This is a genomic window from Agrobacterium sp. K11 (genome assembly GCF_059429395.1).
Genome location: NZ_JCAHRB010000003.1, coordinates 136,054 through 148,067, shown reverse-complemented (window position 1 = coordinate 148,067; position 12,014 = coordinate 136,054). Strand labels below are relative to the sequence as shown.

Here is a 12,014-nt window from a genome sequence, read left to right as displayed (position 1 = left end):
TTGACTGAGCCGCAATGCACAATAATGCCGTGAATGACCACAGGACACGAGAATGACCCTTCCCACAATTTCCAGCCTTACCATCCGCCCCTGCGAGGAGGCGGATATTCCAGCCATTACCGAAATCTACCGGGATGCCGTGCTGCATGGCCGCGCCAGCTTCGAGATCGATCCGCCAAGCGTGGATATGATGATTGAGCGCCGCCGATTGCTGGTGGAAGGCAACTACTCCTATCTCGTCGCAGAAATCGACGGAAAGATAGCCGGATATGCCTATGCCGGCGCCTATCGCCCGCGTCCGGCCTATGGTGCTGCTGTGGAGAATTCCGTTTATATCGATCCGGCCATGAAGGGCATGGGAATTGGCCGCAAGCTGCTCGATGCGCTGATCGAGGATGCGACTTCGCGCGGCTTCCGGCAGATGATTGCGGTCATCGGCGATAGCGCCAACGCCGCCTCCATCGGGGTTCACCGCGCCGCCGGTTTCGAGCATGTCGGCACATTCAAGTCCATCGGCTGGAAACACGGCCAGTGGCTGGACACGGTGCTGATGCAGCGCGCGCTGGGCGATGGCGACACCACGCCCCGTTTCTGAAACCTCAGGGCTTGGTGGAACCAGGGATTTCAACCTTCAGCGTATCGCCGGCAAGCTCGCTGCCGAGTTCGACGGCCTTGGTCTTCTTGTCGTAAACGCAGATATGGCTGATCGTCGCATCCGCGCCCTTGGCCTTGCCGGTGAGGACGGCGAGGCCATAATTCTCGCTGCCCACCGGATCGACCACCACCTTGGCGTCCTCGATCATGTCTTTGCCGGCACCAAGGCACGCCGTCTGCACATCCGCCACGAATTCCTTCCACGCATCGTCAGACGATGCGGCGGCGGGTAGCGCCAGCGAGGAGAAGGCGGCGAGAAGCAGCGCGCGATGGATCATGGGGCGGGTCATGGAATTTCCTTCCTGCAATTTCATCAAAAGCGAACCGATAGGGTGGAAAACAGTACGCCAGGGTTGTGAAACAAATGTGGTGGCGGCTGGCTTGAGAGGAATTTTCTCTTTTGTCGGAACATTTTGATATTTCACAGGTTGCCCAAACAGAGGTTCGCTCCTATGGTCCGCTCACACGGTTTCTAGGAGCGGTAACCCGCTGCAAAAAGGAGTAAAAACCATGGCCTTCGAACTTCCTGAACTCCCCTACGACTACGACGCGCTTGCACCATACATGTCGCGCGAGACGCTCGAGTTCCATCACGACAAGCACCACAAGGCATATGTCGACAACGGCAACAAGCTGGCGGCGGAAGCCGGTCTTTCCGACCTTTCGCTTGAGGAAGTCGTGAAGAAGTCCTTTGGCACCAATGCTGGTCTCTTCAACAATGCTGCCCAGCATTACAACCACGTCCATTTCTGGAAGTGGCTGAAGAAGGACGGCGGCGGCAACAAGCTGCCGGGCAAGCTGGAACAGGCATTCGCCTCCGATCTCGGCGGTTACGACAAGTTCAAGGCTGATTTCATCGCTGCCGGCACCACGCAGTTCGGCTCCGGCTGGGCATGGGTTTCCGTCAAGAACGGCAAGCTCGAAATCTCCAAGACCCCGAACGGCGAAAACCCGCTGGTTCATGGCGCAGAACCGATCCTTGGCGTCGACGTGTGGGAACACTCCTACTACATCGACTACCGCAACCTGCGTCCGAAGTACCTCGAAGCCTTCGTCGACAACCTCATCAACTGGGACTACGTCCTGGAGCGTTACGAAGCCGCTTCCAAGTAAGTTTTGCGGATTGTAATTTTCTGAGCACCCGGCCCCCAAAGGCCGGGTGTTCTGCTTTTGAGGTCGACAATCCAGCGTGTCGCTCCCATTTGTCACAAGCCTGTCATCCGCCCGGTTTATCGCGGCGCATCATGACTGAAAAAACCACACCGCTCTTCTCATTCGGCATCGTTGCCGATCCCCAATATGCCGATGCCGAACCCCGCCCGGATATGGGCCGGTATTATGCCGAAAGCCCGAAAAAGCTTGGCGAAGCGATCGACGCCTTCAATCGCGAGGAACTGGCCTTCGTGGTAACGCTGGGCGATATCATCGATCGCGGTTTTGAAAATTTCGATGCGATCCTTGGCGTCTACGAGCAGCTTCGCCACCCTTCGGTGATGCTGCCGGGAAATCACGATTTCGCCGTTGCCGCCCAACACCTGTCCGCCATCCATTCCCGCCTCGGCATGGCGTCGCCCTGGCACGATTTCACCATCGGTGAGATACGTTTCGTGGTGCTTGACGGCAACGAGGTCAGCCTGTTTGCCCCGCCGCCGGGCGATCCGCGCCGCACGCTGGCGCAAGAGCGTCTGAGGCGCCTGCAAGAGGTGGGTGCGATCAATGCGCAGGACTGGAATGCGTCGCTCAGCGACGAACAGTTCGAATGGCTGCGGACCGTTCTGCAAAAGGCGGATGCGGCGGGTGAAAAAGTGGTCATTCTCTGCCACTATCCGGTCTATCCGAACAACGCCCATAATATGTGGGACGCGCCTCGAATCCTCGATCTTCTTGATGTACACCCTTCGGTCGTCGCATGGTTCAGCGGCCATAATCATGAGGGCAATTACGGGGTGCAGGGCAACACTCACTTCGTCAACTTTAAGGGCATGGTGGATACGCCCGACCAGAACACCTTCGCCATTGCCGATGTGTTTGCCGACCGAATCGTCATCCGCGGTTTCGGGCGCGAGGACGATAGGGTGCTGGAGCATTTGCGGCATAACGCTGCCGTGCTTTGAAGTCAGCACCACCCTCTCAACCGTCATTACTGTCCCTGTCACAGGAATGACGGTTGAGACGGAGGCCCCGACACAGAACGAAGGTTGAAAGACGCGCTAAATCAGGTGCTTTTACGCGCCGGCTTGATTCGTCGTTCGTTCCGAAGTCCCCAGCTGATTGCTCTGCCAGCCGCTCATCCACAATTGCCGCAACCTTTCGCCTTCCATCTTGAAAAAGCTGCCGGTTGTCTTGCAGGTCAGAACGCGGTCGGAGCGGAAATTGCGGATCGCTTGCCTGAGTTCGCACCAGGCGACGATATTGGTCGTCTCCGAATAATAGATCGTGGCGATGGGCCGGATCTGTCGCCGGGTCTCCACGCCGGTTTCATCGCCATAGGTTATGTCCAACCGCTCCTCGTCGCGCACCGCCCGCCTGACCATGGCAAGATCGACGCCGGCGGGTGAGGGCGCGATGCTGCCCCAGGCGTGCAGGGCATTGGCCGACAGGGTTTTCGACAGGGGTTCGGGCAGGGATGCCGCAATCTTGTCGCTGACCTTTTTGGCCGCCTGCCGCAATTCAGTGTCGCCCGTGCGCGCGACCATGGCGAGCGCAAGCACGATCGCCTCCGTCTCCTCGATGGAAAACATCAGCGGCGGCAGGTTGAAGCCGGGACGCAGTATGTAACCGACGCCGCGTTCGCCTTCGATCGGCACGCGCATGGTCTGAAGGGCCGAAATATCGCGATAGACCGAGCGCACCGTGACCTCCAGTGCCTCGGCAATGGTCTGCGCGGTGATCGGCCTGCGCGCCACCCGCAGGATCTGGATGATCTCGAACAGTCTCGATGCCTTGCGCATTGCCGTTTTTCCCGGTGGTTTCCCAACGCAACTGACACAACGCTGTCAGTTGGCTTTTCCTATAAGCAGCAAAACACATTGAGAAACATGAGTTTTCCCGAATGTGTCGAAAACTGTTTTGGGAGATACTGACATGAGTTACGCCGAAAATCTCTGGCTTTTCTTTCTGGTCCTGTTCGGCATCATCATCCTGCCGGGCATGGATATGCTGTTCGTGCTGGCAAGTGCGTTGACGGGTGGCAAAAGAACCGGGCTTTCCGCCGCAAGCGGCATGAGCGCCGGCGGCATGGTGCATTCACTTTACGGTGCATTGGGCGTCGGCATGCTTGCCGCCTGGATGCCGTCGCTGTTCCTGCCGCTGCTGGTCGCCGGCGCCGCTTACATGGTCTGGATCGGCGTCGGCCTGATGCGCAGCGCTATCACCGTCAATGGCGATGATGCGCAGGCGAGCGCCTCTGTCAGAAAGGCGTTCTGGCGGGCCGTGCTCACCTGCCTTTCCAATCCGAAAGCCTATCTCTTCATGATGGCGATCTATCCGCAATTCCTCAAACCCGACTATGGTCCAATCTGGATGCAGGGGCTGGTAATGGGCGCGATGGTGGCCATCACGCAGTTCACGGTCTATGGCGCTCTGGCGCTGACGGCGGATAAAAGCCGGGCATGGCTCGTTTCCTCGCCTGCCGCGACGATTTTCATCGGCCGCGCCGCCGGTTTCATGCTGATTGCCGCAGCCCTGGTTACGCTTTGGGAAGCACTCTCCTAGACTTCTGTTTTCTTGGGGAAATTCACTGCAATGTGACTTCTTTTCGCCATGCGGAAAGGGCATCCTCGCGCCGTTATCGCGCGTTCGGCATCTGCCGGAATCAAGGAGAGAGTGTATGAAACTGAAAACCATCGCGGCGGCCATGCTTTTCGGCTGTCTTTGCGCCGGAGCGGTCTACGCTGCCGGCGAAGTCGAAAAACGTGAAGGCATGATGAAGCAGATCGGCGGCTCCATGGGGGCGCTTGCTGCCATCTCCAAGGGCCAGAAGCCTTATGACGCCGAAGCCGTAAAGGCTGCCGTGACGACCATCAGCACCAACGCCAAGGCTTTCCCCGACCAGTTTCCCCCGGGCAGCGAGACCGGCAGTGCTGCGGCACCCGCGATCTGGGAAAATTTCGATGACTTCAAGTCCAAGGCCGCCAAGCTCGGTGCCGATGCGGACAAGGTCCTCGCCAGCCTTCCCGCCGATCAGGCAGGCGTCACCGCCGCCATGCAGACCCTCGGTGCCGATTGTGGTGCGTGCCACCAGACCTACCGTCTGAAGAAGTGATCCTAATAAGAACGCCGCTTCCCGGCGGCGTTTTTTTCAGCGGGAATGACGCCTGATCTCATCAGGTGATAATGGGGAGAGGGGTCATGGCCTCCATTTGGACGAAGCTCGCGGGCGGGATCGCGGTGGCGGCCATTGCCGGTTTCGGCATTTTCGCCTGGGTGACCGCGCCTGTGCGTCAGGCACCCAGCCACTGGGTGAGCCTTGGCGAGCCGGACCTTGCCAATGGCGAAACGCTGTTCTGGGCGGGCGGCTGCGCAAGTTGCCATGCGGCACCAGATGCCAAGGGCGATGCGCTTTTGACGCTTTCGGGCGGGCAAGCGTTGAAAAGCCCCTTCGGCACCTTCCATGTGCCCAATATTTCCTCCGATCCGCAGCATGGCATTGGCGGCTGGACGCTTTCGGAATTCGGCGATGCGATGACGCGCGGCGTCGGCAAGAACGGCGAACATCTCTACCCGTCCTTCCCTTACGCCTCCTATGCCCGCATGACGCAGAAGGACATCAACGATCTCTTCGGTTATTTGCGGGTTCTGCCCGCCAGCCAGAATGACGCGCCGGATCACGAACTGCCGTTCCCCTTCAACATGCGCATGGCATTGGGCGGCTGGAAATTCCTCTATTTCGATACATCCGCGCCACCCCGCGTCGAGCTTGCCGATGCCAATGCCGAATTGCTGCGCGGCCAATATCTGGTGGAAGGCCCGGGCCATTGCGGCGAATGTCACACGCCGCGCAATGCGCTTGGCGGTTTTCTCGATGGCAAATGGCTGGCCGGTGGTCCAAATCCCGAAGGCGAGGGCCGCATTCCCGATATCACCCCCGGCTCGCAGAGCGTCGGAAGCTGGGAGGCGGCCGATATTGCCAACTATCTGGAAACCGGCTTCACCCCGGAATTCGACAGCGTCGGCGGCTCCATGGTCAAGGTGCAGCAGAATATGGCGCATCTGACGGCCGAAGACCGCAATGCGATCGCCGCCTATCTGAAGGCCATCCCGGCACGGTAGCCCTTTGCCGTCATGCCGGACTTGATCCGGCATCCAGCCGCGGCGCGCAATTCTCACGCCGGCCTGCCATTGACTCCCACCCACACCCATCGGATAACGATCCTGTGATGGTTCCTTCCGGGCGTTCCGGAAGGTGAAAAGGGAACACGATAGGGAGACATCCTCATTCGTGGCTGCCCCCGCAACTGTGAGCGGAGAGCCTGAAACGAAATGCCACTGGTAAGCATCTCGCCGGATATGGGCGAGGGCAATGCCGGGAAGGTGTTTCAGGTTTTGACCCGTAAGCCAGGAGACCTGCCATCACGGAAATGTCCATGCCGGCGGGGTGTCCGGAAGAGCGGAATTTCAGGGTGGTGGTGCTTGAACGTGCCGCCCTGTGTCAGTCTCGTATCCCCGTGGTGAAGTGTATCGCATGCGGCTGCACGGCGTTTGCCGTTCCGCCGCGTCTAAAGGCGCGGGGTCGCGCCGTAAGAGGGGTCACCATGTCCATCAACCAGAATACGGCAAATGCCGCCGTTTCAGCAAAAACGGGCAGCTTCGCGCAATCGCTGACGGCGATCGTGCTTGGTCTGTTCGTCGTCGGTTTTGTCGGCTTTTCGCATGTGGAAGCCGTTCACAACGCCGCGCATGACACGCGTCATGCCAATGCTTTCCCTTGCCATTGAGGGGAAAAAGCATGTCGTTCTTTCGCAATATCGTTTTTACTGCCGTCCTCGTCGGCATCGTTGGCGGCTTCGCCGTTTCGGCCATGCAGGCTTTCGGCACCACGCCGCTGATCCTGAAGGCGGAAACCTATGAAAATGCCGGTGGCGAAGCGCCCCACAGCCATGATGCTCCGGCCACGACCGGCGCTGCCGTTCCCGCGCACGAACATAACGAGGAAGCCTGGTCTCCGGCCGACGGCTTCGAGCGCACCGCCTATACGGTCGCCGCCAACGTGCTGACCGCCATCGGTTATGCGCTGGTGCTGACCGGCCTCATCTCGCTGCGCGGCACCGATGCCGGCTGGCGCGAAGGCCTTTTGTGGGGTGTGGCCGGTTTTGCCGCCGTCATGCTTGCGCCGATGATCGGCCTGCCGCCGGAACTGCCGGGCAGCCCGGCGGCCGCGCTTGAGGCGCGTCAAATCTGGTGGCTTTCGACGGTTGCGGCGACCGCAGGCGGCATTGCGCTGATCGCATTCCGCCGCGAACCCTGGGCAATCGTGCTCGCACTGGTGTTGATCGTTGCTCCACATGTGGTGGGCGCGCCCCTGCCGCCGGAAGGTGAACATGCGCTGGCACCGCTGCCGCTGGAACGACAGTTCATCGTCGCCGCCACCGTGACCAGCTTTGTCTTCTGGGCCTTGCTCGGAACATTGAGCGCGTTTTTCCTGAAGCGCTTCCAGCAGGCTTGAAACCATGCAGGGCGCAGCCGAATGGAGTGAGGAACTCGATGCGCTGCGTTTTGCCGTTCCCGGTCACGGCGCTTTCTGCGCCGTGCATCGCCTTGCTTTCAAGGCAGTCCTTGGCGTCAGCCCGGAACGGGAAGCGGCGCTCGCCTATTTTCATGAGAATGAGGCTGCCTTTACGGCCGCAGCCCTTGCCAAGATAAAACGCTCGGCTTTGCCGGCCGGTCGCAGTCTGCATCTCAACAGCCGCGATATCCGCCGTGCGATTGCGGGGGAGGGCGGGGATGTCGCGCCCCGTGTCTGCCGGGTGCTTGATCGGGGGTGATTTGTGATGGTCTCGCGGCTTAACTTCTCCACCACCCTCATTCCTGTGACAAGCACAGGAATGACGATGAGAGGATCCGCAAAACTCTCGATGCCAAGGTGAGCCTCACCGGTGCTCCGCCGCAAAAACCTGAAGTTCCGCCTCGGCTTCCGGACCAAAGAGGCCGAGGTGTTTCAGAATTTCCACTGCGAAACTGACGGGTGCACTGCCGGCTGCGGTTACGATGCCGCCATCGCTGACCGCCTTCGGCTGGTCGCGATAGAGCGCTTCGCCGCGATAGGACGGATAGGCCTTGTGAGAGGCGAGCGAATTGCCGGTATGGGCGACGTCATCAAGGGCGCCCGTGCCTGCAAGCGCGCTGGCAGCCGCGCAGATGCCGGCAACCAACCGGCCCTTCTCGCGAAACCGCTGTACCAGCCCGCCAAGATCGACAGCCGTTCCCTTTTCCCAACTGAGGCCGCCGGGAATGACGAGCGCATCGATGTTAGCAGGATCAAGTGCATCATAGGATGTGTCGGGCGTAACGTTGAGCCCGCCCATTGAAACCACGGGCCGGCCGTCCGGGGTTGCGTAAACGATCTCGACGCCGAGATAGCCGCGCGCGGCGGCGGCAAGCAGCGCCGGTTCCCAGTCCGCAAAATCCTGCGCAAGCGCAATGGCAATCCGTGTCATGACCGTCTCCAAAGGTTGCAATCAGGCGATAGACTGCATGTAGCGCATGCCGGTGACCGGGCGCGGCGCGAAATCCATGCTTTCGTAGAAACGATGCGCGGCGACATTGCCGGTCGTGGCGCTGACGGAAAGATAGTCGCAACCGAGGCGCTTGGCGATATCGCGGGCGCGGGAAACCAGGTGCTGGCCGGTGCCATGGCCGCGGTGACCGTCACGCACGAAAAGATGGTGCAGCTCAAGCCCGCGGCGGCCTTCCTGCGCCCTGTAGAGCGGCAGCATCAGGGCGTAACCGATCAATGCGCCGTCGGCTTCCGCCACCAGCCCATGCACCCAGGGAAGCGGGCCGAACAGGTCGCGTTCCAGTTTCGCCGGCGTAATCGCCGCCGCATCGCCATGAAAGGTGGCAAGCAGGGTGATCATCTCATTGAGCTCAGGCAAATCGGTCTTGCGTGCGCCACGAATGATGACGACGGGCGGTCTTTCCAATGTAAGGGAACTGTCTTCGGTCATTTTTCTGGTCCTTCGGTTTTATCGGTGCCGTCCGGACGCTTGAAAAACAACAAAGCCGCCTGACGGCGGCTTGTTGACAAAATGATCTGTCGAGCCGCCCTTTACAGGTAGGCCCAAAAGTACGAGCAGGAGATGGGTGCGCGTTCGTTGATCATGTCCATGCAATGCGCTCGAATCTGAAATCTGTCAAGCCTGCTCTTCAGCCTCAATGCTCCCCTTCGCACATGCCATGGTCGGAAAGTGCGCGGATGACGTAACAATCCTCGATCGAATGACCATGGCAATGGGAGACGATACGTTCCAGCTCATGCTCGAGCTTCTTGAGGCTGCTGATTTTTTCGCGCACATGGGCGAGGTGTTCGGCGGCAATGCGGTCCGCACCCTCGCACGGCATTTGCCGGTGCTGGCTGAGCGCGATCAATTCTCTGATGGCGTCGATATTGAGCCCGATATCGCGGGCATGGCGGATGAAAGCCAGCCTTTCGAGATCGGATTTTTCGTAACGGCGCTGGTTGCCTTCCGAGCGGTCTGCCTCGCGGATGAGGCCCATCTGCTCATAATAGCGGATCGTCGGAACCTTCACGCCGGTACGTTTGGACAATTCACCGATGGACAGCATTGCCTTCTCCATATTCTCAAGAGCAGCCGGGACAAGAACGAACCGGATGCTCTAGTCTCTAGAGATATAGCTTTTCAGCCTGCCGTTCAATGGGTGTCAGGCGGCGGCATCCACGCCGAGTGCCTGCGCCAGGGCTTTGAGAACTTCTGTCTCGATGCTGGAGGCGGCGTCAGGCTGCGCTGATGCGGCGATATCTACCGCCGGTTCGGTTCTGGCCTGTGCGCCGCTGTCCAGGTTCCAAAGTGCTGCGGCAAGGCCGGCGGAAACGCTGGCGGCGGCAGGTGCGGCGGAAACGGCAACGCTCTCGGCGCTGGAAATCGCGCGGTGTGCCGCCCGTGTCAGTTCCAGCAGGGCCTCGGTGGTTGCATTGGTTTCCCTGGTCTTTGTCGGCTCAAGGGTCCGGACCGGAGTTGCGTAATAGCTGCTGGTTGTTGCTGCGATAGTCGTCATGACTGAGTCCCCTAAGTTTCATGGGGTATTTTTAGGGGTCGAAACATTCGCGAAGATTGCGTCGCGCAGGGCTTGAACCAAAAAACATCGCAATATAGTATACCCCCCTATAGTATATGAGGTACTCATGTCCCATACGATCCGCAACAAGGAGAAGCTTCTCGCTCGCATCCGTCGCCTCAAGGGGCAGATGGAGGCGGTGGAGCGTGCTTTGGACGATTCCAAGCCCTGCGGCGAGGTGCTGCAATTGCTGGCCTCGGTGCGCGGTGCGCTTTCCGGCCTGACGGGGGAGGTGATGCAGGAACATCTGCATGAGCACGTCGTGCACGCCGAAAATGAAGACGAGCGGGCGCGTGCGGCGGAAGAGCTGGCCCAGGTGCTGAAGACCTACATCCGCTAACCTCTCTCCCAAAAGTGTCCGCGGCTTTGGGAAAAGACATGCGTGAAACAGAATATTCCAGGATCGAACAGGATTAGCGACATGACGACGACATCCGAATTTTCCGCAGCGTCCGGCCACGACCATGTTTTCCTAGGCCGGAACCATGAGCGCAATGAAAAGCGCGTGTGGATGGTGATTGCGCTGACCACAGTCATGATGGTGGCGGAGATCGTCGCCGGCCACTGGTTCGGTTCCATGGCGCTGACGGCGGATGGCTGGCACATGTCCACCCATGCGGGCGCAATGCTCATCTCGGCGCTGGCCTATCTCTATGCCCGGCGTGAGGCGCGCAATCCGCGCTTCACCTTCGGCACCGGCAAGTTCGGTGATCTCGCCGGTTTTGCCAGCGCCATCGTGCTGGCGGTCGTGGCGCTGCTCATCGCCGTCGAAAGTGCGATGCGGCTTTTCAATCCTGTTCAGATCGACTTCAATCAGGCGATCCTCGTCGCCGTCATCGGTCTTATCGTCAATCTCGTCAGCGCCGTGCTGTTGAAGGATGACCACGATCACGGCCATGGGCACGCACATGGTTCGCATGCCCATCACGGCCATGGCAGCCACGCTCATCACGATCACGGCTCGCACGCGCATCACGGCGAGCACGGTGCGAAGGGCGGCAGGGACAATAATCTGCGCGCAGCCTATCTGCATGTACTCGCCGATGCGCTGACTTCCGTTCTCGCCATTGTCGCGTTGCTGCTCGGCAAGTGGAACGGCTGGTCCTTCCTCGATCCGTTGATGGGTATTGTCGGCGGTGTGGTGATTGCCCGCTGGTCATGGGGACTCATTCGCTCCACGGCAACGACGCTGGTTGATGCGGTTCCGCTGACGGAGGACTTGCCGCAGGAAATTCGTGAAAGCGTGGAAACGGAAGAAGATCGCATCACCGACCTGCACGTCTGGCAGGTGGGGCCGGGGCATCACGCCGCCATTGTCGCCATCCACTCGCAGATGCCGAAGGCACCGGCTTTCTACAAGCAGAAGCTTGCAGCCATACATGAACTCTCACATGTAACGGTGGAGGTCAGCCCGGCAAGGGCCTGATCGGAATCATCTATTCGTATTCGGAATAGGCGCTGCGCACCCATTCGGCCTGCGCTTCTGCCTTGTCCTCGGCGGAGGTCGCAGTCTGCGTGTGGGCAGGCGCGCTGCCATTGCCGACGGCCCACAGCACGTTTGCCAGCGAACGGGAAAGAACGGTGCTGGAAACGGTCGGGTTGCCGGGGCCGCGTTTAACGGCCTGTTCCTCGGGCGCGCTCTGCGCGCTGCCGGGTTTTTCGATGTCGCGGACACGAGCCTGATAATTGTATCCGCCAATATTGCTTTCGATCTGCATGCCAGTGATTCCGCGTTCAAAAGTTAACAAATGGTTAACGGCGGCGGCTTGCCCGAAGCTTGCGCTTGTTGCATTGCAATGTCGTTCCCGGCTTGACACGTGGCAAAGGGGTGCTTCGTTTTTGCATGGTTGGATGGAAAGGCGGGCATTGCCGGCCTTGCCCACACTTCGCGTCGTGCTCGCCATGGCGACCCTGTTGTGCAGCTCAAACTCTGGCGCCAAACACCCCAACTCCCGTCATGCCGGCTCTAGGCCGGTATGACGAAAGAGTTTGGACGCGGCCAGGCAGCTCCGATGTCTTTTGCGCAGCGGGGCTGGGGCTTTTTCGGTCTTCTGAAAGAAAGGCAA

General features: G+C 59.8%; 18 protein-coding genes and 1 riboswitch. Of the genes, 11 read left to right on the top strand and 7 right to left on the bottom strand.

From position 1 onward, the window contains the following. Positions 1 to 52: 52 nt before the first annotated feature. The gene (locus AC5SEO_RS05915; protein ID WP_141193603.1) at positions 53 to 595 is read left to right on the top strand and encodes a GNAT family N-acetyltransferase; all 543 of its coding nucleotides are present in this window, start codon (positions 53 to 55) and stop codon (positions 593 to 595) included. Positions 596 to 599: 4 nt separating this feature from the next. Here AC5SEO_RS05915 and AC5SEO_RS05910 read toward each other — a convergent pair whose 3' ends face one another. Next, the gene (locus tag AC5SEO_RS05910; RefSeq protein WP_174068081.1) at positions 600 to 944 is read right to left on the bottom strand and encodes a hypothetical protein; all 345 of its coding nucleotides are present in this window, start codon (positions 942 to 944) and stop codon (positions 600 to 602) included. Between the two features lie 220 nt (positions 945 to 1,164). Here AC5SEO_RS05910 and AC5SEO_RS05905 point away from each other — a divergent pair, with 220 nt between their 5' ends. Together AC5SEO_RS05905 and AC5SEO_RS05900 are read left to right on the top strand one after the other, a co-directional pair. Beyond that, positions 1,165 to 1,767 (top strand): superoxide dismutase, encoded by a 603-nt coding sequence (locus AC5SEO_RS05905; protein WP_003511955.1) that lies wholly within the window; start codon positions 1,165 to 1,167, stop codon positions 1,765 to 1,767. 131 nt (positions 1,768 to 1,898) lie between these two features. Beyond that, the gene (locus AC5SEO_RS05900) at positions 1,899 to 2,768 is read left to right on the top strand and encodes a metallophosphoesterase (protein ID WP_065658163.1); all 870 of its coding nucleotides are present in this window, start codon (positions 1,899 to 1,901) and stop codon (positions 2,766 to 2,768) included. A 111-nt stretch (positions 2,769 to 2,879) separates the two neighbouring features. Here the strand turns inward: AC5SEO_RS05900 and AC5SEO_RS05895 are convergent, their stop codons facing one another. Further along, a complete protein-coding gene (locus AC5SEO_RS05895; RefSeq protein ID WP_013635679.1) occupies positions 2,880 to 3,605 on the bottom strand; it encodes a helix-turn-helix transcriptional regulator in 726 nt (241 codons plus the stop codon). Between the two features lie 133 nt (positions 3,606 to 3,738). Here AC5SEO_RS05895 and AC5SEO_RS05890 point away from each other — a divergent pair, with 133 nt between their 5' ends. From AC5SEO_RS05890 to AC5SEO_RS05865, 6 genes are all read left to right on the top strand, one after another. Further along, a complete protein-coding gene (locus AC5SEO_RS05890) occupies positions 3,739 to 4,368 on the top strand; it encodes a LysE family translocator (protein WP_013635680.1) in 630 nt (209 codons plus the stop codon). Between the two features lie 115 nt (positions 4,369 to 4,483). Further along, positions 4,484 to 4,918, top strand: a complete 435-nt coding sequence (locus tag AC5SEO_RS05885; RefSeq protein WP_025592760.1) for a c-type cytochrome — start codon at positions 4,484 to 4,486, stop codon at positions 4,916 to 4,918. An 86-nt stretch (positions 4,919 to 5,004) separates the two neighbouring features. Next, complete coding sequence (locus tag AC5SEO_RS05880; protein ID WP_003511962.1) at positions 5,005 to 5,925, top strand: c-type cytochrome; 921 nt, start codon at positions 5,005 to 5,007, stop codon at positions 5,923 to 5,925. A gap of 91 nt (positions 5,926 to 6,016) precedes the next feature. Next, a riboswitch (cobalamin riboswitch) is annotated at positions 6,017 to 6,241 on the top strand. 166 nt (positions 6,242 to 6,407) lie between these two features. Further along, positions 6,408 to 6,590, top strand: coding sequence for a CbtB domain-containing protein (locus AC5SEO_RS05875; protein ID WP_003494386.1), 183 nt, complete (start codon positions 6,408 to 6,410; stop codon positions 6,588 to 6,590). 11 nt (positions 6,591 to 6,601) lie between these two features. Continuing rightward, entirely contained in the window at positions 6,602 to 7,318 is a 717-nt protein-coding gene (locus AC5SEO_RS05870) for a CbtA family protein (RefSeq protein WP_065702657.1), read from the top strand. Between the two features lie 4 nt (positions 7,319 to 7,322). Next, positions 7,323 to 7,637, top strand: a complete 315-nt coding sequence (locus AC5SEO_RS05865; RefSeq protein WP_112958968.1) for a hypothetical protein — start codon at positions 7,323 to 7,325, stop codon at positions 7,635 to 7,637. Positions 7,638 to 7,742: 105 nt separating this feature from the next. Here the strand turns inward: AC5SEO_RS05865 and AC5SEO_RS05860 are convergent, their stop codons facing one another. The 4 genes from AC5SEO_RS05860 to AC5SEO_RS05845 form a co-directional block, all read right to left on the bottom strand. Then, positions 7,743 to 8,309, bottom strand: coding sequence for a type 1 glutamine amidotransferase family protein (locus tag AC5SEO_RS05860; protein ID WP_080799125.1), 567 nt, complete (start codon positions 8,307 to 8,309; stop codon positions 7,743 to 7,745). 21 nt (positions 8,310 to 8,330) lie between these two features. After that, a complete protein-coding gene (locus tag AC5SEO_RS05855; protein ID WP_003511975.1) occupies positions 8,331 to 8,819 on the bottom strand; it encodes a GNAT family N-acetyltransferase in 489 nt (162 codons plus the stop codon). Positions 8,820 to 9,024: 205 nt separating this feature from the next. Further along, positions 9,025 to 9,438 (bottom strand): MerR family transcriptional regulator, encoded by a 414-nt coding sequence (locus tag AC5SEO_RS05850; RefSeq protein ID WP_025592768.1) that lies wholly within the window; start codon positions 9,436 to 9,438, stop codon positions 9,025 to 9,027. A gap of 96 nt (positions 9,439 to 9,534) precedes the next feature. Further along, positions 9,535 to 9,888 (bottom strand): hypothetical protein, encoded by a 354-nt coding sequence (locus AC5SEO_RS05845; RefSeq protein WP_003511979.1) that lies wholly within the window; start codon positions 9,886 to 9,888, stop codon positions 9,535 to 9,537. Positions 9,889 to 10,015: 127 nt separating this feature from the next. Here AC5SEO_RS05845 and dmeR point away from each other — a divergent pair, with 127 nt between their 5' ends. After that, positions 10,016 to 10,288, top strand: coding sequence for a Ni(II)/Co(II)-sensing transcriptional repressor DmeR (gene dmeR, locus AC5SEO_RS05840; protein WP_003494395.1), 273 nt, complete (start codon positions 10,016 to 10,018; stop codon positions 10,286 to 10,288). 81 nt (positions 10,289 to 10,369) lie between these two features. Then, positions 10,370 to 11,374 carry a CDF family Co(II)/Ni(II) efflux transporter DmeF gene (gene dmeF / locus AC5SEO_RS05835; protein WP_112958969.1) on the top strand — a complete coding sequence of 335 codons (1,005 nt, stop codon included), beginning with the start codon at positions 10,370 to 10,372 and terminating at the stop codon, positions 11,372 to 11,374. A gap of 10 nt (positions 11,375 to 11,384) precedes the next feature. On the opposite strand, the gene AC5SEO_RS05830 is transcribed toward dmeF, so the two are convergent. After that, on the bottom strand, positions 11,385 to 11,666 hold the full coding sequence (locus tag AC5SEO_RS05830; protein ID WP_112958970.1) for a hypothetical protein: 282 nt from the start codon (positions 11,664 to 11,666) through the stop codon (positions 11,385 to 11,387). Positions 11,667 to 12,014 lie beyond the last annotated feature (348 nt).